Origin of the sequence: Aeromonas sp. QDB68 (assembly GCF_027707405.1) — a bacterium.
GTDB lineage: Bacteria > Pseudomonadota > Gammaproteobacteria > Enterobacterales > Aeromonadaceae > Aeromonas > Aeromonas caviae.
On the sequence record NZ_JAPCIQ010000042.1, the window covers coordinates 12,411 to 33,312 of the forward strand.

18 protein-coding genes are annotated in these 20,902 nt (G+C 63.9%); 13 read left to right on the forward strand and 5 right to left on the reverse strand.

Annotated features, from left to right (window positions below; translation table 11 throughout):
* Positions 1-15 precede the first annotated feature (15 nt).
* Positions 16-900 carry an NAD(+) kinase gene (nadK, locus tag PG892_RS13205; RefSeq protein WP_010673644.1) on the reverse strand — a complete coding sequence of 295 codons (885 nt, stop codon included), beginning with the start codon at positions 898-900 and terminating at the stop codon, positions 16-18.
* Positions 901-1,163: 263 nt separating this feature from the next.
* On the opposite strand from nadK, the gene grpE reads away from it, so the two are divergent.
* The 8 genes from grpE (at position 1,164) to PG892_RS13245 (ending at position 12,071) form a co-directional block, all read left to right on the forward strand.
* The gene (gene grpE, locus PG892_RS13210; protein ID WP_113978197.1) at positions 1,164-1,739 is read left to right on the forward strand and encodes a nucleotide exchange factor GrpE; all 576 of its coding nucleotides are present in this window, start codon (positions 1,164-1,166) and stop codon (positions 1,737-1,739) included.
* Positions 1,740-2,023: 284 nt separating this feature from the next.
* Entirely contained in the window at positions 2,024-3,952 is a 1,929-nt protein-coding gene (dnaK, locus tag PG892_RS13215; RefSeq protein ID WP_201956578.1) for a molecular chaperone DnaK, read from the forward strand.
* 254 nt (positions 3,953-4,206) lie between these two features.
* Positions 4,207-5,343 (forward strand): molecular chaperone DnaJ, encoded by a 1,137-nt coding sequence (gene dnaJ / locus PG892_RS13220; RefSeq protein WP_113978198.1) that lies wholly within the window; start codon positions 4,207-4,209, stop codon positions 5,341-5,343.
* A gap of 265 nt (positions 5,344-5,608) precedes the next feature.
* The gene (locus tag PG892_RS13225; protein ID WP_080944225.1) at positions 5,609-7,099 is read left to right on the forward strand and encodes a carbohydrate porin; all 1,491 of its coding nucleotides are present in this window, start codon (positions 5,609-5,611) and stop codon (positions 7,097-7,099) included.
* Positions 7,100-7,210: 111 nt separating this feature from the next.
* Positions 7,211-8,170 carry an aminoimidazole riboside kinase gene (locus PG892_RS13230; RefSeq protein WP_125117572.1) on the forward strand — a complete coding sequence of 320 codons (960 nt, stop codon included), beginning with the start codon at positions 7,211-7,213 and terminating at the stop codon, positions 8,168-8,170.
* An 83-nt stretch (positions 8,171-8,253) separates the two neighbouring features.
* A complete protein-coding gene (locus PG892_RS13235; protein ID WP_041214803.1) occupies positions 8,254-9,618 on the forward strand; it encodes a sucrose-specific PTS transporter subunit IIBC in 1,365 nt (454 codons plus the stop codon).
* Entirely contained in the window at positions 9,618-11,033 is a 1,416-nt protein-coding gene (locus PG892_RS13240) for a glycoside hydrolase family 32 protein (protein WP_171864992.1), read from the forward strand. Before PG892_RS13235 ends, PG892_RS13240 begins: the two co-directional genes overlap by 1 nt.
* Positions 11,034-11,060: 27 nt before the next feature.
* Positions 11,061-12,071 (forward strand): substrate-binding domain-containing protein, encoded by a 1,011-nt coding sequence (locus tag PG892_RS13245; protein WP_270825483.1) that lies wholly within the window; start codon positions 11,061-11,063, stop codon positions 12,069-12,071.
* 78 nt (positions 12,072-12,149) lie between these two features.
* On the opposite strand, the gene PG892_RS13250 is transcribed toward PG892_RS13245, so the two are convergent.
* The 4 genes from PG892_RS13250 to PG892_RS13265 all read right to left on the reverse strand — a co-directional run bounded on the left by PG892_RS13250 (position 12,150) and on the right by PG892_RS13265 (position 15,314).
* Positions 12,150-12,878: an MgtC/SapB family protein gene (locus PG892_RS13250; protein WP_052814657.1), complete on the reverse strand. Its 729-nt coding sequence runs from the start codon at positions 12,876-12,878 to the stop codon at positions 12,150-12,152.
* Positions 12,879-13,058: 180 nt separating this feature from the next.
* On the reverse strand, positions 13,059-13,433 hold the full coding sequence (locus PG892_RS13255) for a hypothetical protein (protein ID WP_041213245.1): 375 nt from the start codon (positions 13,431-13,433) through the stop codon (positions 13,059-13,061).
* Positions 13,434-13,804: 371 nt separating this feature from the next.
* Positions 13,805-15,076, reverse strand: coding sequence for an NAD(P)/FAD-dependent oxidoreductase (locus PG892_RS13260; RefSeq protein ID WP_223919787.1), 1,272 nt, complete (start codon positions 15,074-15,076; stop codon positions 13,805-13,807).
* Between the two features lie 52 nt (positions 15,077-15,128).
* Positions 15,129-15,314, reverse strand: coding sequence for a YgaP family membrane protein (locus PG892_RS13265; protein ID WP_223919788.1), 186 nt, complete (start codon positions 15,312-15,314; stop codon positions 15,129-15,131).
* An 85-nt stretch (positions 15,315-15,399) separates the two neighbouring features.
* Here PG892_RS13265 and PG892_RS13270 point away from each other — a divergent pair, with 85 nt between their 5' ends.
* From PG892_RS13270 to PG892_RS13290, 5 genes are read left to right on the forward strand one after another with little or no spacing between them, the layout of a single operon-like run.
* Positions 15,400-15,714 (forward strand): ArsR/SmtB family transcription factor, encoded by a 315-nt coding sequence (locus PG892_RS13270; RefSeq protein ID WP_052814677.1) that lies wholly within the window; start codon positions 15,400-15,402, stop codon positions 15,712-15,714.
* Positions 15,711-16,124 carry a YeeE/YedE family protein gene (locus tag PG892_RS13275; RefSeq protein ID WP_042881673.1) on the forward strand — a complete coding sequence of 138 codons (414 nt, stop codon included), beginning with the start codon at positions 15,711-15,713 and terminating at the stop codon, positions 16,122-16,124. The genes PG892_RS13270 and PG892_RS13275 overlap by 4 nt, the downstream gene beginning before the upstream one ends.
* 13 nt (positions 16,125-16,137) lie before the next feature.
* On the forward strand, positions 16,138-16,584 hold the full coding sequence (locus tag PG892_RS13280; protein WP_052814680.1) for a YeeE/YedE family protein: 447 nt from the start codon (positions 16,138-16,140) through the stop codon (positions 16,582-16,584).
* A gap of 39 nt (positions 16,585-16,623) precedes the next feature.
* Positions 16,624-17,643 (forward strand): efflux RND transporter periplasmic adaptor subunit, encoded by a 1,020-nt coding sequence (locus PG892_RS13285; protein WP_052814678.1) that lies wholly within the window; start codon positions 16,624-16,626, stop codon positions 17,641-17,643.
* Entirely contained in the window at positions 17,636-20,806 is a 3,171-nt protein-coding gene (locus PG892_RS13290; protein WP_052814679.1) for an efflux RND transporter permease subunit, read from the forward strand. Before PG892_RS13285 ends, PG892_RS13290 begins: the two co-directional genes overlap by 8 nt.
* The last annotated feature ends 96 nt before the right edge of the window (positions 20,807-20,902 follow it).

Here is a 20,902-nt window from a genome sequence, read left to right on the forward strand (position 1 = left end):
ACCGATGGTGCCTGGCTAGAAGAGTTTGCTGCCCCAACCGAGCTTGTTGCGCAGCACGTGGAAGTAGCTGTAATCCAGCGGATGCACCAGATGAAGCTTGTGGCTGCTCTTCTTGATGAGGATCTCGTCCCCCGGGTGGACCGCCAGGGTGACCTGGCCGTCGCAGCTCACCTGCATGGCGTCGTCCTGGTTGTCTGGCGAGACCAGCAGCCGCACTTCGCTGTCCGCATCCAGCACGATGGGGCGGCTGCTCAGGGTGTGCGGGAACATGGGCACCAGCGTGATGGCGTTGAGTTTGGGGGTGAGGATGGCGCCCCCTGCCGACAGGGAGTAGGCGGTGGAGCCGGTGGGTGTCGCCACTATGATGCCGTCCGAGCGCTGGCTGTACATGAAGCTGCCGTCGATGTAGACCTCGAATTCGATCATGTGGGCGATCTTGCCCGGGTGAAGCACCGCCTCGTTGACCGCGAGGTTGCTCGACTTGCGCTCCCCGTGGCGATAGACGGCGGCCTCCAGCAGGAAGCGATGCTCGCTCTTGAAGTGACCCGAGAGCACCTGCTCCAGGGGCAGCAGATAATCCTGGGGCGAGAGATCGGTCAGGAAGCCGAGGTTGCCCCGGTTCACCCCGATCACCGCCACATCGAACCGTGACAGCACCCGGGCGGCCCCCAGCATGTTGCCGTCACCGCCGACGACGATGGCGAGATCCGCCTGCTCGCCGAGCTGCACCAGATCCATCACGTTCTCCCCGAGCAGCCCCAGGGTATGGGCCACCCGGCTCTCCAGCAGCACACGAAAGCCGCGGCTGGTCAGGTACTGGTACAGGCCGGTCAGGGTCTGGTTGGCCCCCTCGTGATGGGGCTTGCCGATGAGGGCAACGGTTTTGAACGGAGAATCCATAGGTTATCGGGTCTGGGAGAGTCTTGGGGGGAGTATACCGCGCTTTGCCGGGGATTTGTCTGCCTCCGTGGTGGTTGGTGCAATCGGCCCCGAAAAGGGACTGCCTGGCACGCGGATGGGCGCCATTGTGCCCGATCTGCCCTTTTCCCCTTGAAAGCCGGGGCTGTGTCCCCATAATAGCGCCAACACAGGGTCTGCTGGCGCGTGTCGCTTGTCTGAACGCCAGCCACCCTCACACGCAACCCCTGAATATTGGAGATGTCATGAGCCACGAAGAACAAAAGGTTGAAGCGATGGAGCAAGTGGAAGCCCAGCCAGTCGAGCCGACCGATGTAGACAGTGAAGTGACAGCCGAGCAGGCCCGCATCGCCGAGCTGGAGGCCCAGCTGGAGGCGGCCCAGCAGGCTTCCCTGGAAGAGCGCGAGCGCGCCATTCGCGCCGTCGCCGAGATGGAGAACCTGCGTCGCCGTGCCGCTCAGGACGTGGAGAAAGCCCACAAGTTTGCACTGGAGAAGTTCGCCGCAGAGCTCTTGCCGGTGCTGGACAACCTGGAGCGCGCCATCGAGCTGGCGGACAAGGAGAACGACACCCTCAAGCCGATGATTGAAGGGGTCGAGCTGACCCTGAAATCCATGCAGAGCGGCGTGGGCAAGTTTGGCCTGGTGGCGCTGGACCCGACCAACCAGCCGTTTGACCCCAATGCCCACCAGGCCATGAGCATGGTGCCCAGTGCCGATGTGGCGCCGAACACCGTGATCGCCGTGATGCAGAAGGGCTACGAGCTCAACGGCCGCGTCATCCGTCCGGCCATGGTGATGGTCTCCAAGTCCGCTGACTGATCACGCTGTTCTCACCAAGCCCGCCGCTTGGCGGGCTTTTTGTTGGATGTGGCGCCAAAAAAACGTGTCTGGCGTCATTTGGCTGTCAGGTGGCCTGTATGCAGGTTTTTTCAGGGCCGGACTTGAAGCGCCGACTTGAGACCCCATATAGGTTGCAAGGCCACGGCGGCACAAAAAATTTGATGCCGGGAGCTTGAAAGCCACAGTGGCAGGCCCCACCTAGCCGTTAACGTATCAAGGCGAGCCCCTCGCCAGTTTATTCAAAGTATTTGGAGATTCGTCAAATGGGTAAAATCATCGGTATTGACCTGGGTACTACCAACTCCTGCGTCGCTATTCTGGATGGCGACCATGCTCGCGTGATCGAGAACGCGGAAGGCGACCGTACTACTCCGTCCATCATTGCCTATGCCGATGACGGCGAAATCCTGGTTGGTCAGCCGGCCAAGCGCCAAGCCATCACCAACCCGAAGAACACGCTGTTCGCCATCAAGCGTCTGATCGGCCGTCGTTTCGAAGATGACGAAGTACAACGTGACCTGAAAATCATGCCTTACGCCATCGCCAAGGCCGACAACGGTGACGCCTGGGTTGAAGTGAAAGGCAAGAAAATGGCACCGCCGCAGATCTCTGCCGAAGTGCTGAAAAAGATGAAGAAGACCGCCGAGGACTACCTGGGCGAGCCGGTGACCGAAGCCGTCATCACCGTACCGGCCTACTTCAACGACGCCCAGCGTCAGGCCACCAAGGATGCCGGTCGCATCGCCGGTCTGGACGTCAAGCGCATCATCAACGAGCCGACTGCGGCTGCGTTTGCCTACGGCGTCAACAAGGTCAAGGGTGAGCGCAAGGTTGCCGTATATGACTTAGGGGGCGGTACCTTCGATATCTCCATCATCGAGATCGACGAAGTCGAAGGGGAAACCACCTTCGAAGTACTGGCGACCAACGGTAACACCCACCTGGGTGGTGAAGACTTCGACAACCGCGTCATCAACTACCTGGTTGACGAGTTCAAGCGCGAGCAGGGCATTGACCTGCGCAACGACCAGCTGGCCCTGCAGCGTCTGAAAGATGCAGCCGAGAAAGCCAAGATCGAGCTCTCTTCTGCCCAGCAGACCGACGTCAACCTGCCGTACATCACAGCAGATGCCACCGGTCCGAAGCACATGAACATCAAGGTGACCCGCGCCAAGCTGGAATCCCTGGTGGAAGACATGGTGAAAGACTCCCTGGAGCCGGTTCGTGTCGCCCTGAAAGACTCCGGTCTGGCGGTTGGCGAGATCGACGACGTCATCCTGGTGGGCGGTCAGACCCGTATGCCGCTGGTTCAGAAGACCGTGGCCGACTTCTTCGGCAAAGAGCCGCGCAAAGACGTCAACCCGGACGAAGCCGTGGCCATGGGTGCTGCCATCCAGGGTGCCGTACTGTCCGGTGACAAGACCGACGTACTGCTGCTGGACGTGACTCCGCTCTCCCTGGGGATCGAAACCATGGGCAGCGTGATGACCGCGCTCATCGAGAAGAACACCACCATTCCGACCAAGAAGTCCCAGGTGTTCTCCACCGCCGAAGACAACCAGTCTGCCGTGACCATTCACGTGCTGCAGGGTGAGCGCAAGCGCGCCAGCGACAACAAGTCCCTGGGCCAGTTCAACCTGGAAGGCATCCGTCCGGCACCGCGCGGTCTGCCGCAGATCGAAGTGACCTTCGACATCGACGCCAACGGCATCCTGCACGTCTCCGCCAAAGACAAGGAGACCAACAAGGAGCAGAAGATCACCATCCAGGCCTCTTCCGGTCTGTCTGATGACGAGATCGAACGCATGGTACGCGAAGCCGAAGCCAACGCGGCCGAGGACAAGAAGTTCGAAGAGCTGGTGCAGGCCCGCAACCAGGCTGACGGTCTGGTCCACTCCGTGCGCAAGCAGGTCACCGAAGCCGGTGAAGCCCTGCCTGCCGACGAGAAGACCAAGATCGAGACTGCCCTGAGCGAGCTGGAATCCGCCATCAAGGGTGACGACAAGGCTACCATCGAAGCCAAACAGCAGGCTCTGCTGGAAGCGTCCCAGAAGCTGATGGAAATTGCCCAGCAGCAGGCTCAGGCGCAAGGCGCCGCCGGTGCTGACGCCGGTCAGTCCTCCTCTTCTGCCAAGGCTGACGACGACGTGGTCGACGCCGAGTTCGAAGAAGTGAAAGACGACAAGAAGTAAGCCCGACCCGGATGGGCGAAGTCCGCTTCGCCCATCGGCTCAGAATCTGTTCACGGTCTGTCGCGAGAGGCCGTCAGCAAGGTAAAGAGCAGCGCAGGAACCGGAGCGTATAGATATACGTGAGGATTCCGAGCAGCACATGAGCCTTGATCACGGCTTCGTAGTAAGAGTGTGAGCAGATTCGTCAATGAATTTACGGGCGTTGGGTAACCAACGCCCGTCTGCGTAACTGCTGATATAGCAACAGGATGAGTATGTCGAAGCGCGATTTCTACGAAGTGCTCGGGGTGTCGAAAGGTGCCGACGAGCGCGAGATCAAGAAGGCGTACAAGCGTCTGGCCATGAAGTATCACCCGGATCGCAACCAGGGTGATGCCGGGGCTGAAGAGAAGTTCAAAGAGGTCAAGGAAGCCTACGAGGTCCTGACCGACGAGAACCTGCGTGCCCGTTATGACCAGTACGGTCATGCCGGGGTGGATCCGAGCCAGGGTGGCGGCCACGGCGGCTTTGGCGGTGGCGCCGATTTCGGCGACATCTTCGGCGACGTGTTTGGCGACATCTTCGGTGGTCGCGGGGGCGGTCGTCGCGGCCCGGCCCGTGGCGCCGACCTGCGCTACAACATGGAGCTGACGCTGGAAGAGGCGGTGCGCGGGGTCTCCAAGGAGATCAAGATCCCGACCCAGGTCCACTGCGAAGTGTGCAACGGCTCCGGTGCCCATACCGGAAGCCAGGCCCAGACCTGCCCCACCTGCCACGGCTCCGGCCAGGTGCAGATGCGCCAGGGCTTCTTCGCGGTGCAGCAGCCCTGCCCCCACTGTCACGGTCGCGGCAAGATCATCAAGGATCCGTGCCGCAAGTGCCATGGGGAAGGGCGCTACCAGAAGACCAAGACCCTGTCGGTCAAGATCCCGGCCGGGGTCGATACCGGGGATCGCATCCGTCTCTCCGGCGAAGGGGAAGCGGGGGAAACCGGCGCATCGGCGGGGGATCTCTACGTACAGGTTCACGTGCGCGAGCACGAGATCTTCGTCCGTGACGGCAACGACCTCTACTGCGAAGTGCCCATCAGCTTCACCACGGCGGCGCTCGGCGGCGAGATCGAGGTGCCGACCCTGGATGGCCGGGTCAAGCTCAAGGTCACGGCAGAAACCCAGACCGGCAAGCTGTTCCGCCTGCGGGGCAAGGGCGTCAAGTCCGTGCGCTCCGGCCAGGTGGGGGATCTGATGTGCAAGGTGGTGATCGAGACTCCGGTCAAGCTGACCGAGACCCAGAAAGATCTGCTGCGCCAGCTGGACGACTCCTTCAGCGGCGCTGCTGCCAAGACCCACAAGCCGAAATCCGAGGGCTTCTTCGAAGGGGTGAAACGCTTCTTCGACGACCTGACCAAATAAACGCGACCCGCGTTACCCAAGCCGGCACGGATGTGCCGGCTTTTTTTTTGCCCGCCATCTGGCCTGGATCCCCCCTTATTGAGTGGATCCCGATGAGGGATCCTCCTCACAACTTCCGCCAATTCCCCCTGTACAAATGTTATCCCGCTCACACTCCTGCTGAAACGGTTTAGCTGGCATATTGAGTCAGCTAAAGCGGTTTAGCTATCCTCTGCTCGTCAACAACAACAGAGCCCGGACGGGCGACAGAAGACAGGTGAGGACGATGACGATGTTCAAGAGCAAGTTGGCGCTGGCCGTGGCGCTGGGATTGGGAATGAGCAGCCCGCTGTGGGCGGCGGATGGTGGTATCGAGGCTCGTCTGGCGGCGCTGGAGGCGCGGGTGCAGGCAGCCGAGGCGCGCGCCACCGCTGCCGAAGCGCGGGCCGATGAGGCCCAGAGCAAGGCAAACGAAGCCCGTGAGACGGCCGTGGTGGCCAAGGCCCAGAGCGAGAAGGTGGACAAGCAGACCGCCGGGGCCCAGGGCTTCGAGTTCCACGGCTATGCCCGCTCGGGCCTGCTGGTGAACGGCAACGGCAATGGTGGCCGCGGCGGCCCCTACATCACCCCGGCCGGCTCGGTGGGCGGCGCCGTGGGTCGCCTTGGCAACGAGGATGACACCTACATGGAGGCCAACCTGCTGAAGACCCAGACCTTCGACGATGGCAGCTGGGCCCGCTACAAGCTGATGCTGGCGGACGGGGTGGAGACCAGCAACGACTGGACCGCCAGCGATTCCAGCCTCAATACCCGCCAGGTGTTTGCCGAAATCGGCGATCTGGCGAGCTTCAGCGGTCCTTTCCAGCACTCGGTGCTCTGGGCGGGCAAGCGCTTTGACCGGGACAACTTCGACATCCACTGGCTCGACTCGGACGTGGTCTTCCTGGCCGGTACCGGCGGCGGCGTCTACGACGTGCAGCTGGCCGACAGCTGGAAGGCGAACTTCTCCCTCTACGGGCGCGACTACGGCGACATCAGCGCGAGCGGTCTCTCCGACATCGAGAGCTACATCCTCACCATGAACAACCGCGTTGGCAACTGGCAGTGGATGCTGAACGGCCTCTCCGCCAAGGACAACGAGGCGCGCATCAACGACGGCGGCGCGGGCAGCGAAGCGGCGAACAAGGGGGCCCACACCCTGGTGGCCTACCACGCCGACAGCTTCTTTGGCATCAACCCCGGTTTCTCCAAGGCGGCGGTGCTGTATGGCCACGGTCTGGGTGCCGAGCTCAAGGGGCTGGGCTCCGACAGCGAGCTGCTGCCGGATGCCGATGCGGTGCGGGTCGCCGTGTTTGGCGCCACCGATCTTGCGCCCCGCTGGCGTGTGGCCCCGGCCCTGCTGGCCGAGCACAGCCAGGATCGTTACGTGAAAGGGGACGAGTACCGCTGGGTGACCCTCAATGGCCGCCTGGCCCAGGTGCTGAGCCAGAACGTCGAGCTGGTCTACGAGGCGACCTGGCAGTACATGGACCTCGATCCCAAGGGCTACAAGGGTCGTCAGGCGGTGAGCGGCGATTTCACCAAGCTCACCTTCGCGCCGACCTTCAAGGCGCAGACCGCCGGCTTCTTCGAGCGGCCCGAGCTTCGGGTGTTCGCCACCTGGATGGACTGGTCCTCCGAGCTCGACAACTACGCCAGCTCCGATGCCATGGGCCAGAGCAACTTCACCGCCGGGGGCGAGTGGAACTTTGGCGTGCAGATGGAAACCTGGTTCTAGTTCGTTATCCCGATCACAAAAATGGCAGGCGGCCCCGGGATCTGTTGGTTAGCTAAAACGGTTTAGCTGATAATGCGGACCCAGAACCCGGGGCTGACCCCGGCAAATCCTGTGCAGCAGTGGAGTAGCAACAAGGTGACGAATCGTGTGTGGGTAATGGGGGATGCGGTAGTGGACTTGATCCCGGAAGGGGAGCAGCACTACCTCAAGTGTCCGGGTGGCGCACCGGCCAACGTGGCGGTGGGCGTTGCTCGGCTCGGCGGGGAGTCGGCTTTCATTGGCCGGGTCGGCGCGGATCCCTTCGGCCGCTTCATGGGGGAGACCCTGGCCAGGGAGGGGGTCGACATTCGCCACCTGATCCTGGATCCGGCCCATCGCACCAGCACGGTACTGGTGGATCTCGATGAGGCGGGGGAGCGCAGCTTCACCTTCATGGTGCGCCCCAGTGCCGATCAGTTCCTGAGCCACGCCGATCTGCCGGTCTTCCAGGCCGGGCAGTGGCTGCTGACCTGCTCCATTGCGCTCGCCAACGAGCCGGTGCGCAGCAGTTGTCTGCAAGCCATGGCGACCATCCGGGCCGTCGGGGGGCGGGTCTGCTTCGACCCCAACCTGAGGCCAGAGGTGTGGGGCAACCCTGCCGAGATGCTGCCCGTGGTGCGCGAGGCCATGGCCCTCGCAGACGTGGTCAAGCTCTCGGTGGAGGAGCTGCAACTGCTGAGCGGTCTGGACGATCTGGCGGCGGGGCTTGCCACTCTTTCAGGCCCGGCCCTGGTGCTGGTGACCCGGGGGGCGGGGGGCGTGGTGGCCCGTCTGGGTGGCGAGTTGCTGGAGTGGGTGGGGCCCAAAGTGACGCCACTCGATACCACGGGGGCGGGGGACGCCTTCGTCGCCGGACTGCTGGCGGCCTTGGCCGAACGGACCTCGCTGCCGACGCAGGCCGAGCTGCCCGCCATCCTGGCTCAGGCCCACGCCTGCGGGGCGCTCGCCACCACCGCCAAGGGGGCGATGACGGCACTGCCCACCCGCACCCGGCTGGATGAATTTTTGCGATCAGGCGCAGACGGCTGTTGATCCGCGGCTAGAACCGCGGGTCGACAGACCCTACTCTCATGTGACAAGGGCCCGCCAGCGTGGCGGGCCATAAGAGGAAGAATATGAATATCAGTGCGATAGCCCAGGATCTGGTGCCCCTGCTCGGGGGCAAGGAGAACATCGTCAGCGCCGCCCACTGCGCCACCCGGCTGCGGTTGGTGCTGGCGGACGACAGCAAGGTGAACAAGGCCGCCATCGACAAGCTGGAGGGGGTCAAGGGGTGCTTCAGCAACGCCGGCCAGATCCAGGTCATTTTCGGCACCGGCCTGGTCAACAAGGTCTATGCGGAGTTCGTCACCCTGACCGGGACCGGCACCGCCAGCAAGGCGGAGCTGACCGATATGGCGACGGCCAAGCTCAACGTGGCCCAGCGTCTGGCGCGGACCCTCTCCAACATCTTCGTACCCATCATTCCGGCCATCGTCGCCTCCGGCCTGCTGATGGGGCTGCTCGGCATGGTGCGCACCTACGGCTGGGTCAACGCCGACAGCGCCCTGTTCGTCATGCTCGACATGTTCAGCTCGGCAGCCTTCATCATCCTGCCGATCCTCATCGGTTTTACGGCGGCGCGCGAATTCGGCGGCAACCCCTATCTGGGGGCGACGCTCGGCGGCATTCTCACCCACCCGGCCCTGACCAACGCCTGGGGCGTGGCCGGGGGCTTCAAGACCATGGACTTCTTCGGCCTGGATGTCGCCATGATCGGCTACCAGGGCACCGTCTTCCCGGTGCTCCTGGCAGTCTGGTTCATGTCCCACCTGGAGAAGCAGCTGCGCAAGCGCATCCCTGACGCCCTGGATCTCATCCTCACCCCGTTTTTGACCGTCATCATCACCGGCTTCGTGGCGCTGCTCTTCATCGGCCCCGCCGGGCGGGTGCTGGGGGATGGCATCTCGTTCGGTCTGAGCGCCCTCTATGAGCAGGCAGGCTGGCTGGCGGGGCTGGTGTTTGGCGGCACCTATTCGCTCATCGTCATCACCGGCATCCACCACAGCTTCCACGCCATCGAGGCGGGGCTGCTGGCCAACCCTGCCATCGGCGTCAACTTCCTGCTGCCCATCTGGGCCATGGCCAACGTGGCCCAGGGCGGGGCTTGCCTCGCGGTCTACTTCAAGACCCGGGACGTGAAGATCAAGGCCATCACGGTGCCGGCGGCCATGTCCTGCCTGCTCGGTATCACCGAGGCGGCGATCTTCGGGGTCAACCTGCGCTACATCAAGCCCTTCCTGGCCGGCCTGTTCGGCGGGGCCTGCGGCGGCGCCTACGTGGTGGCGGCCAAGGTCGGCATGACGGCGGTGGGCCTGACCGGCATCCCGGGCATGGCCATCGTCCAGCCCATGAGCCTCATCCACTACGTCATCGGTCTGGTGATCGCCTTTGGCGCCGCTTTCGCCGCCTCCTACCTGCTCAAGTACAAGGTGGAGTGATGAAGGAAAGCCATCTCCTGAACCAGGTTGTCCGGTCCCTGCTGGCCGGACAGCTCAAGGCGGCGGCCGATCCCCATCGGCCCCGCTGGCATCAGGCAGCCCCGGTGGGGCTGCTCAACGATCCCAACGGCTTCATCGAGCACGACGGGCGCTACCATCTTTTCTACCAGTGGAACCCGCTCGGTTGCGAGCACCGCAACAAGGGCTGGGGGCATGTCACCTCCACCGATCTGCTGCACTGGCAGCACGAGCCGGTGGCGCTGCTGCCCACCGAGGCCTATGAGAGCCACGGCTGCTATTCGGGCTCGGCGGTGAGCGATGAGCAGGGGCGTCTGACCCTTATCTACACCGGCAACGTCAAATACCCGGACGGCAGCCGCACCGCCTACCAGTGTCTGGCCCGCGCCGACGGTGCGGGGGGCTTTGCCAAGCTGGGCCCTGTGCTGGATCTACCCGCAGGCTACAGCGGCCATGTGCGCGACCCCAAGGTGTGGCACGACGGTCGGCAGTGGCTGATGGTGCTGGGGGCCCGCACCCTGGACGATCGGGGTGAGGTGCTGCTCTATCGCGGTGACACCCTGGATGCCTGGACGCTGGTGGGCCCCATCGCTGGCAGCGGGCGCGGCGGTCTCGGGGAGTTTGGCTACATGTGGGAGTGTCCGGATCTCTTCCCCCTGGGAGATCGCCATGTGCTGATCAGCTGCCCCCAGGGGATTGCCCCGCAGGGAGAGGATTATCGCAACCTCTACCAGTGCGGCTGGCTGGCGGGTGACTTCGACGGGACGCATTTCGCCCACGGGTCCTTCCACGAGCTGGACCGGGGATTCGAGTTCTATGCCCCCCAGACTACCCAGGATAGCCAGGGGCGGCGCCTGCTGTTCGGCTGGCTGGGCTTGCCGGAGGAGAACGAGATGAGCCAGCCCACTCTCGAGCACGGCTGGATCCACCAGATGAGCTGCCCGCGGGAGCTGTTCTGGCAGGATGAGTGGCTCTGCCAGCGGCCGGTGGCAGAGCTGGGCGCCCTGAAAGGGGAGCAGACCCGCTTCGAGGGGGCGCCGGACGAGCTGCCTGCCCTGGCCATCGACTCGGCCTGGCTCGATCTGGCGCTGTGCGGTGAAGGGCGCATCGGGTTCGGGGCCGTGGTCGAGCTGGTGTGGCAGCCGGGGCGTCTTGTCCTGCGTCGCCAGAACTGGCAGAGCGGGGAGTGGGAGGAGCGAAGCGCCCCCTGGCTTGGGGGCAAGATCACCGTCTTGTGTGACCGCTCCAGCCTGGAGTGCTTCGTCGATGGCGGGCGCCAGAGCTTGTCGACCCGTTACTTCCCCGGCGAAAACCCAGTACTTTCCGCACGTTGCGGTGATGATGGCAGCAAAATTTGTCTCGATCACTGGCCGCTGGCGACCTGCCTAGTACAATAGCCCGGTCTCAGTGTGCCGGGAGGTCAGGTGGAGAAGAAGAAACGGATCACGATTGCCCAGATAGCCACGCTCGCGGGGGTCTCCAAGGCCACCGCCAGTCTGGTGCTCAACGGCAAGAGTGCGGAATACCGCATCGCCGACGATACCCGCAAGCGGATCCAGGCGGTGGCGGACGAGTGCCACTATCAGCCGAGCATCCACGCCCGCTACCTGCGGGAGGTGCGCAGCTACACCTGGGGGCTGGTCATCCCCGACCTCACCAACTTCGGCTTCGCCAGCATCGCCCGTGCCCTGGAGGCCCGCTGTCGGGAGGCGGGGATCCAGCTGCTCATCGCCTGCTCCGAGGATGACCCCACCCTGGAGCAGCGGGTGGTGGACAACCTCATCAGCCGCCAGGTGGATGGCCTCATCGTCGCCTCCAGCGGCCACAGTGACGATATCTATGCCCGCATCCACGACCGCTTGCCGGTGGTGCAGCTCGACCGCCACATCGGTGAGTCGCGCCTGCCCATGGTGATCTCGGACGCCTGCAAGGCTACCGCCGAGCTGGTGCAGGATATGGCCGAGGATTGCGGGGAGGAGATCTACTACTTCGGCGGTCTGCTGGATCTCTCCCCCAGCCGCCACCGGCTGGCGGGTTACGAGCTCGGATTGCACCGGGCCGGGCTGGAGGCCACTTCAGACCGGGTCCGCCACCGTGACTACCAGCCGAGCTCGGGTTATCAGCTGATGTCTGAGCTGGTGGACGAACTCGGGGCACCGCCGAAGGGGCTTTTTACCGCCTCTTTCACCCTGCTGGAGGGGGTGCTGCGCTACCTCAACGAGGCGGGACTGATGGAGACCGGCATGCGCCTGTGTACCTTCGACGATCACGATCTGCTCGACTGCATCCCCATGCGCATCGATTCCGTGGCCCAGGATTGCCCGGCCCTGGCCCGGGCCGCCTTCGAGATGATGCAGCAACTCATCGCGGGCAATCCCCCAGCCCAGACCGCCCAGGTCATCAACCCCAGGGTGCGCTGGCGCAGCCGCCGCTAGGCACACGGCTTCCCTTTCCTGTGAAAAAGCCCCGCCGGATCCGGCGGGGCTTTTTGTGCTGCGCCTGGTATGAGGGCGTCAATCGGTGATGCTGGCCCGCCAGAAGATCTGCTTGATGTGAGGGTGCTCCCCGAGCGTGTTCATCAGGGCATCGAGCTTGGTGCCATCGATGGCGGTGGCGAGCAGCGCCGCCGAGATCTCGAGATCCTGATCGCCGAAGGGGGTGATGTCGAGTTCGCTCAGGGGGTAGTGGGCCTGCTCCAGCATCTGCTCGAGCCAGGGCAGTACCTCCTTCTGGTGAGCGCGGCCGATGAGAGCGGTCACGTGATAGGTCACTTCGGTGTCCATGTTGTTCACCGGGTCACGGTTTATCTGGTTGACCAGGGGACGCAGCAGGGTGTTGGCGGCCAGCACGAAGAGGGCGCCGAGGATGGCCTCCAGGGCGAACCCGGCGCCGCAGGCGGCCCCGACCGCGGCCACGCCCCACAGGGTGGCCGCTGTGTTGATGCCCCGGATGTTGCCGGATTCCCGCATGATGACGCCAGCGCCGAGAAAACCGATGCCGGAGACGATGTAGGCCACCACGTGGACGACCCCGTAACTGCCACCATGCAGGTCATAGATGCGCTGGGCCAGGTTGACGAACAGGGCCGCCCCCACGGCGACCAGCACGTTGGTGCGAAGGCCGGCGGTGCGCTGGCGGTACTGGCGCTCCAGGCCGACCAGGCTGCCCAGCACGAAGGCGAGCAGCAGGCTGGCCAGGGTGTCGAGCAGGGCGAGAAAATCGAGTTGTTGCCACATTCTCATGAAGGGTCTCCTCCTGGGATGCCGACCAGCCTGCTCCCCCGGGTTGTGTGAGAGACGGGGGGCAAGGTCGACATCGTGGTGAATGCAAGGGCGCGACCCGCCTCCTGACGGAGCGGGATGGCGCAGAACAGGGTACAGGCCCTTCACGGTTGCCCGGGAAGGACCCGCCTCATTCGAGGGTCAATGCCTGGTGGCGTCGTCCCCGGCGCGGGGGCGCAGTTCCCAGCGTACCGGGTGGACAGCCCCGACCTGGTGGATGAACTGCACCAGATAGCGGCGCTGGGGCGGCGTGCAGTAGAGGCTCAGCACCAGCACGCGGCCTTCACCGCGCCCGGGCTTCATGGACTGCAGAGGACTGAGTCCGGCCGGTTGCAGGGTGTGGCTCACCGCCGCCAGCACCTGCTCCATGTCGGCTCTGTCTTCGCAGCGGATGTGCAGCCGATAGAGGTGCTGACGCCGTCTGCCACGTTGCCAGAGTGGTCGCAGGCCCCGTCCCAGTCTGCTCAGCAGGGAAGGGGATTTGTCAGCGACAGAGTTGTTTGAAATCAAGCGCATAGCAGCCTCCTTTTGGGAAGCAGAAACTATGCAGGCAAGGTGTCGGGGTATGAGTCCGCGTCACCTGACGTCAAGTGTGAAAAGCGGGGAAAAGAGGGATCCACTTCTCGCAGGGTGGCGAGTCGCGGCAGAGAATAACCTGCGGCTAGCTCGCGACCAGGGTGCCGACGACGAGGGGCGGCGTGCGTCTGTCACTTGATGAGTTGCCCACCGATGGTCTCCGCTAGTGATAAAGAGGCGACATAGTAGCCGATACGGCGGCCTGGGTAAACCCCGAGCCCTTGATAGCAACATATTGAAACATAATAAAAAAGAGATGAAAGCGCCGGTGAAGGGAGCCCTCTTCCCTTCACCGGCGGGCCCTTGGGGGGTTACCGGGTCTTGTCGATGCCCAGGTATTTGAGCATCAGTTTTTCATAGATGGGTTCGGTGTCGCCCACCTGCATCTTGTGCAGGAAATACTTCTCGAACGCTATCTTGGCCAGGTGGACCCACTTCCCTTTCTTGAACCAGGCGACGTTGCGCGGCGGGATCTGCGGCATGGCCACGAAGGCGGCCCCTGTGTCCCCCATGTCCGCCAGACAGATGGCATTCCACACCGCCCGGGTGACCGGGGGCTGGCCGTCCAGCTCTGCCTTGATGTTGTGGCTTAAGGTGCGCACCATGGCCTCAATCATGTAGCCGGTCTTGGGCACCCCGGTCGGAACCGGCGTCTTGTGCTGGGGCGGGATGGCGATGCAGACCCCGGCGGCGTAAATCTGCGGGAAGACAGGGTTGCGCTGGTGTTCGTCGACGATGACGAACCCGCGGGGATTGACCAGCCCCTCGAGACCCCGCAGGGGGCTGATGCCGGCGAAGGCGGGCAGCATCATGGCATGCTTGTAGGGGAGGCTGTGGGTGCGCTTGACGTTGCCATCTTCATCCAGCTCCTCCACCGTCATCACCCCATCCCTGGCCGCCACGGTGCGGGCATTGCAGATCCATTGCATGTCGCGCATGCGCAGCTCGCTCTCCAGCATGCCCTTGGAATCCCCCACGCCGTTGAGGCCGAGGTGACCGATGTAGGGTTCGCTGGTGACGAAGGTCATGGGCACGTCCTTTCTCACCTTCTTGTCGCGCAGGTGGCGATCGAGGATGAAGGCGTATTCGTAGGCCGGGCCGAAGCAGGAGGCGCCGGGCATGGCACCGACGATCACCGGACCCGGTTCGTCGAGCAGCCCGTTGACACTGTGCAGGCACTCCTCTGCGTGGGAGAGGGTGCAGACGCTGGCGGTGCCGCCCGCCGTCGGGCCTGCTCCCTGCACCTCTTCAAAGGCGAGTGCGGGGCCGGTGCAGAGCACCAGAAAGTCGTAGTGCAGGTGCTGGCCATCGGAGAGGCGGATCTGCTGTTCGAGGGGTTGCAACCCGGTCAGGGCGGCGTGGATGAAGCGGATCCCCTTCTTCTTCACATGAGGCTCTATGGGGAGGGAGATATCCTTGCGCTCTCGCCACCGGACCGCAATCCACGGGTTCGAAGGGTTGAATTCAAAGTCGGGTTTGTCGTTCACCAGGGGGACGTCGTGCTGCTTGCCGAGTTCGGCCTTGAGCTCGTAGGCGGCCGACATGCCCCCCAACCCTGCCCCGATGATGATGATGGTTGCCATAATGAGCCTCCGCTCTATTACACGGCTCCTGTGAGCCAATATGTCCGCCTGCCTATTTGAGCCCCATTCGCCTGAGCACGGCGGCGGCGGGACAGACCCCGGTGAACGCGCTCTGGATCAGGTTGATCCCGACAAAGACGCTCAACCAGACAAAGCCCGGGTGGACCCAGGCCGTGAGCAGCAGCGACAGCAGCAACATGCCACCCGCGACCACTCTGACTCCGTTATCGACGGTCATTTCTCGTCTCCTTTTGTTTAGTGATTGCTAATTTAGAGTTATTTTATACAATAGAACAAATATCAGCAATTGCTAATTTAATCTTATGAGCCACTTCGACGAGATGAACCGACATGCGACAGCCGCCGCCGGCCTGCTCAAGGCGCTGGCTCATCCCGAACGCCTGATGGTGCTCTGCCAGCTGGTGGAAGGGGAGAAGGGGGTCCGGGAGCTGCTGGCCCACAGCCAGCTCGGGCAGTCGGCCTTCTCCCAGCAACTGTCGGTATTGAAGCGCCAGGGCCTTGTCCGCTCGCGCAAAGTCTCCCAGCAGATCTACTACTCCCTGGTGAGCGAGGCGGCGGCCGATGTGCTGGCGGCGCTGAAAACCCATTTTTGTCACTCAGATGAGGAAATTCGATGATGGAAAGCCAATGGCTGCTCTCGTTGGGGGGCGGCATGCTGGCGGGGCTCTCGGCCCTGATCCTGATGTTGTTCAACGGCCGGGTGGCCGGGATAAGCGGCATTCTGGCCGGTGCAATGCAGTACAAGACCCCCTGGCGGGTGCTGTTTCTGCTGGGATTGGGACTGGGGGCCTGGCTGGCGCTGACCCTGGGTTGGGCCACCATGCCCGCCTTTGATGCCTTGCCCGGCTGGCCCGTGGTGCTGCTGGCCGGCCTGCTGGTGGGCATCGGCACCCGTCTTGGCAATGGCTGCACCAGCGGTCACGGCATCTGCGGTATGGGGCGGCTGTCGACGCGCTCCGTGGTGGCGACGCTCACCTTTATGGGGATGGGCGTGGCGACCGTGTTCTTTACTCACCACATGTTTTGACGGGTTGATTGCCATGAAATTGCTGACGAGTCTGTTTGCGGGTCTGTTGTTCGGGCTGGGGATGGCCCTCTCCGGGATGATGGATCCGGCGCGGGTCACCGGGTTTCTCGATCTGGCCGGTGCCTGGGATCCCAGTCTGGCCTTCGTGATGGGGGGGGCCCTGGCTGTCTTCATGCCGGGCTACTTCCTGCTGGTGAAGCCCCGTCGTCTGAGCCTGCTGGGGGAACCTATGGTCCGGGTTCCCGCTCCCGTGCTGGATCGCCGCCTGATTGGCGGGGCCGCACTGTTCGGGATCGGTTGGGGCCTGGTCGGCATCTGTCCAGGGCCTGCCTTGAGTCTCATTTCCAGCGGACAGCCCATGATATTGTTGTTCATCGGGGCCATGGCGGCCGGGATCCTGCTGGTGGACAAGGTCTGGAACAGGGTGCTGGAGAAGGCTCGCCAGCACCGTATTGCCTGAGTTTTCAAGGTGCCCATGAGCCAGGGAAGGAGAATCATGATGAACACAATCCGGTTGCTGGTGACCACCCTGCTGGTCATGACATCCACCCTGGTGGCGGCCGAGGAGGCCAAGGGGTCGCTGACGCTGACCCCGCAGCGCGTCACCGACTGGCTCACCCTGAGCGGTACCGTGAGCGCCATTCATCAGGGGACGGTCGCGGCCCAGACCAGTGGCCGCGTCTCCCGCATGCTGGTGGATGTGAATGACGAGGTACAGGCCGGGCAGCCCCTGCTCGAGATAAGCGGCAAGGAGCAGTCTGCCGCCGTGACCGGCGCCGAGGCGCGAGTGGCCAGGGCCCAGGCCCAGCAGGTGGAGGCCGAGCGCCAGCTCACCCGTTATCAGGCCCTCATCGCCAAGGGGGTGATCACCCGGGCCCAGCTCGACAACGCCCAGGCAACGGATCGGGCCGCCCGCGCCGAGGTCAATGCCGCCGAGGCCGCCCTCATCCAGGCCCGGGAAGCCTACGGCTATACCCGTATCCTCGCCCCCTACGCCGGGGTGGTGACCAGGCGGCTGGTGGAGCTGGGGGAGACGGTGGCCCCCGGTACGCCGCTGCTATCCGGTTTCTCCCTTGGCGAGCTGAGGGTGGAGCTGGAGCTGCCCCAGTCCGCGCTGGCTCTCGCCGGCCAGCCGTCGGATGTGCAGGTGCTGCTGCCCGGTGGCAAGGCCGTGACTCCCGTCAAGCTGACCCGCTTCAACTACGCCGACAGCCAGAGCCACAGTTTCCGGCTGCGCCTCGATCTGCCGCCGAACACGGCAGGGGTGCTGCCCGGTATGTGGCTCAAGGTGCAGCTCAAACAGGGTGAGCGTCAGGTGTTGCAAGTGCCGGAGCCCGCCCTGCTGCGGCAGGGGGAGTTCAACGGCGTTTACCTCAAAGAGGGGGAGGGATGGGCCCTGACCCCGGTGCGGGTCGGCCACTGCGAGGCTGGGCTGTGCGAGGTCCTGGCGGGTCTCAAGGGCGGTGACACCCTGGCCCCCGATGCCTGGAGCCGTCAACAGGAGGTGCCCCATGAGTAGCGATCTGAACGACAACCATGGCCGCCTGGGGCCGGCGGGTCGGCTGGCGGCCCTGTTTCAGGGCTCGGCCATCACCCCGCTGCTGGCGCTGGTGGGGCTCTTGCTCGGCCTCTTTGCCGTGCTGGTGACTCCCAAGGAGGAGGAGCCCCAGATCGATGTCACCTTCGCCGACGTCTACATTCCCTTCCCGGGGGCCAGCCCGGCAGAGGTGGAGTCCCTCGTCACCACCCCTGCCGAGCAGGTGGTCTCCCAGATAAAGGGGATAGATACCCTCTACTCCTTCTCCCAACCCGATGGTGCCCTGCTGGTGGTGGTGTTCAAGGTAGGCGTGAGCCGGGAGCAGGCCATCGTGGATCTCAACAACCAGCTCGACTCCAACCGCGACTGGTTGCCACAGGGGATCGGAGTCGGTCAGCCACTGGTAAAACCCCGGGGGATCGATGATGTGCCCATCGTCAGTCTGACCTTATGGAGCAAAGAGGGGAGCAAGCAGCTGGGGGCCTTTGATCTGACCCGGGTTGCCCATGAGCTGGAGACCGAACTCAAGCGCATTCCCGGTACCCGCGATATCTACACGCTGGGCAGCCAGAGCGCCGTGCTGCGGGTGATGCCGGATCCGGCGGCCCTCAGCGCCCATGGCATCAGCTGGGGCGAGCTGAGCCAGCGACTTGCGGCCGCCAATCAGGTGGGCACGACACAGGCTATCGAGCAAGATAACCGGGAGATCAAGGTGCAGGTGGGGCAGTTCCTGCAAAGCGAGCAGGAGGCTCGAGAACTGGTGGTGGGGCTGCACGACGGCAAGCCGGTCTATCTGGGGGATGTGGCCAGGGTCTCGCTGGGTCAGGAGACCCCGGTGCAGCGCAGCTGGATGGGGCAGGGGGATCGCAGTTATCCGGCGGTGACCCTGGCCATCGGCAAGCAGCCCGGCCAGAACGCGGTCGAGGTGGCCAAGCGGGTGGAAGAACGGGTCGAGAGCCTCAAGAATCGACTCATCCCGGCTGGCGTCGAGGTGACGGTGACCCGTGACTACGGCGTCACCGCCGAGACCAAATCCAACACCCTCATCGGCAAGCTCATTTTTGCCACCACGGCGGTGGTGCTGCTGGTGCTGGTGAGCATGGGTTGGCGCGAGGCGCTGGTGGTGGGGGTTGCCATCGTCATCACCCTGGCGCTGACCCTCTTTGCCAGCTGGGCTTGGGGCTTTACCCTCAACCGGGTGTCCCTCTTTGCCCTTATCTTCTCCATCGGCATCCTGGTGGATGACGCCATCGTCGTGGTGGAGAACATCCACCGTCATCGCGGTTTGGGCAAGGGGTCCCTCAAGGATCTCATTCCGGGCGCGGTGGACGAGGTGGGGGGGCCGACCATTCTGGCGACCCTGACCGTCATCGCGGCCCTGCTGCCCATGGCCTTCGTCAGCGGCCTGATGGGCCCCTACATGAGCCCCATCCCCATCAATGCCAGCATGGGGATGCTTATCTCCCTGCTGGTGGCCTTCATCTTCTCCCCCTGGTTGGCCAATCACCTGCTCAAGCGCGAGGGGCATGTCGCCCACGGGGAGGCCAAGGCCGGGCTCTTTCACCGGCTGATGACCCCCTTTCTGATGGGGACGGGTGCCAAAAGAGCGAGACACAAGCTTTGGCTGGTCATTCTGCTGCTGGTGGCGGGGGCGGCCGCCATGCCCGTGGTGCAGTGGGTGGTGCTCAAGATGCTCCCCTTTGACAACAAGTCGGAATTCCAGCTGGTGCTCGACATGCCGGAGGGGGCGACCCTGGAGCAGACCGAGCGCACCCTGCTGGCGGTGGGTCGGGAGCTCGCCAGGGTGCCCGAGGTGAAGGATTACCAGATCTACGCCGGCACCGCCGCCCCCATCAACTTCAACGGGCTGGTGCGCCACTACTTCATCCGCAGCGGCGCCAACGTGGGGGACATCCAGGTCAATCTGGTGGACAAGCATGAACGGGATCGCAGCAGTCACGAGATTGCCCGGTCGGTGCGTGCGCCCTTGCAGGCCATCGCCAGTGCGGCAGGGGGCAACCTCAAGGTGGTGGAGGTGCCCCCGGGACCGCCTGTCTGGTCGCCCATTGTCGCGGAAGTGTATGGCCCGACGCAGGCCGCCCGTGAAGCCGCTGCCCGCGTCGTAGAGGCCCGCTTTGTGGCCACGGCGGATCTGGTGGACGTGGACATCTATCTGGCCGACCCCCAGCCCAAGTGGCGGCTGGTGGTGGATCGCGCCCAGGCGGCCCTGCTCGGGGTCGTTCTCGGGGATCTGGTGGCGACCCTCAACGGGGGCGTGGGTTATCAGGATGCCAGCTGGCTGCAAGGGCAAGGCGCCAAGTATCCGGTGCCGATCCGCATCGAGCTCGCCCCCGGTGACAAGCGGGATCTGACCGGCATCCTGGCTCTCAAGGTGCGCAGCCAGAGCGGCCAGCTGGTGCGGGTCTCCGAGCTGGTGAGCCGTCGTGACGAGGTCGCCCCCAGCTACCTCATGCACAAGAACATGCAGCCCATGGTGATGGTGGTGGCTGACATGGGCGGCCATGCCGACAGCCCGCTCTACGGCATGTTTGCCGCCGGTGCCGACATCTCGCTGCCACAGTATTACGTGCATCAGCCCGACAAGCTGGGGGAGGTGGCGCTGTTGTGGGACGGGGAGTGGAAGATAACCTACGAGACCTTCCGCGACATGGGGCTGGCCTACGGGGTGGGGATGATCCTCATCTACCTGCTGGTGGTGGCCCAGTTCCGCTCCTATCTGGTGCCGCTCATCATCATGGCCCCCATTCCGCTCACCCTCATCGGGGTGATGCCGGGTCACGCCCTGCTGGGGGCCCAGTTCACCGCCACCTCGATGATCGGGATGATCGCCCTGGCCGGGATCATCGTGCGCAACAGCATCCTGCTGGTGGATTTCATCGAGCAGCAGCGGGCGAGTGGCATGGCGTTCGAGCAGGCGGTGATCGAGGCGGCGCAGGTGCGAGCCAAACCCATCATGCTGACGGCGCTGGCGGCCATGATAGGGGCGCTTTTCATCCTGGATGACCCCATCTTCAACGGGCTGGCCATCAGCCTGATTTTCGGGATCCTGGTCTCCACCTTGCTCACCCTGATGGTGATCCCGCTGCTCTACTACAGCCTGCTCGTTCGCCGAAGTCAGAGGTAAACACAGGGGGCACGTGCCCCTAATGCCAGTCAGTTAAGCCTGACTGGCATTGTTTTTACTAGGTTTTCTCGTCGCATACTTCTGTGGTTTGGCTTT

Coding starts and splice junctions, on each gene's coding strand:
- nadK (WP_010673644.1), bottom strand. CDS start 900: ATGGATTCTCCGTTCAAAACCGTTGCCCTCATCGGCAAGCCCCATCAC.
- grpE (WP_113978197.1), top strand. CDS start 1,164: ATGAGCCACGAAGAACAAAAGGTTGAAGCGATGGAGCAAGTGGAAGCC.
- dnaK (WP_201956578.1), top strand. CDS start 2,024: ATGGGTAAAATCATCGGTATTGACCTGGGTACTACCAACTCCTGCGTC.
- dnaJ (WP_113978198.1), top strand. CDS start 4,207: ATGTCGAAGCGCGATTTCTACGAAGTGCTCGGGGTGTCGAAAGGTGCC.
- PG892_RS13225 (WP_080944225.1), top strand. CDS start 5,609: ATGACGATGTTCAAGAGCAAGTTGGCGCTGGCCGTGGCGCTGGGATTG.
- PG892_RS13235 (WP_041214803.1), top strand. CDS start 8,254: ATGAATATCAGTGCGATAGCCCAGGATCTGGTGCCCCTGCTCGGGGGC.
- PG892_RS13240 (WP_171864992.1), top strand. CDS start 9,618: ATGAAGGAAAGCCATCTCCTGAACCAGGTTGTCCGGTCCCTGCTGGCC.
- PG892_RS13250 (WP_052814657.1), bottom strand. CDS start 12,878: ATGAGAATGTGGCAACAACTCGATTTTCTCGCCCTGCTCGACACCCTG.
- PG892_RS13255 (WP_041213245.1), bottom strand. CDS start 13,433: ATGCGCTTGATTTCAAACAACTCTGTCGCTGACAAATCCCCTTCCCTG.
- PG892_RS13260 (WP_223919787.1), bottom strand. CDS start 15,076: ATGGCAACCATCATCATCATCGGGGCAGGGTTGGGGGGCATGTCGGCC.
- PG892_RS13265 (WP_223919788.1), bottom strand. CDS start 15,314: ATGACCGTCGATAACGGAGTCAGAGTGGTCGCGGGTGGCATGTTGCTG.
- PG892_RS13270 (WP_052814677.1), top strand. CDS start 15,400: ATGAGCCACTTCGACGAGATGAACCGACATGCGACAGCCGCCGCCGGC.
- PG892_RS13275 (WP_042881673.1), top strand. CDS start 15,711: ATGATGGAAAGCCAATGGCTGCTCTCGTTGGGGGGCGGCATGCTGGCG.
- PG892_RS13280 (WP_052814680.1), top strand. CDS start 16,138: ATGAAATTGCTGACGAGTCTGTTTGCGGGTCTGTTGTTCGGGCTGGGG.
- PG892_RS13285 (WP_052814678.1), top strand. CDS start 16,624: ATGAACACAATCCGGTTGCTGGTGACCACCCTGCTGGTCATGACATCC.
- PG892_RS13290 (WP_052814679.1), top strand. CDS start 17,636: ATGAGTAGCGATCTGAACGACAACCATGGCCGCCTGGGGCCGGCGGGT.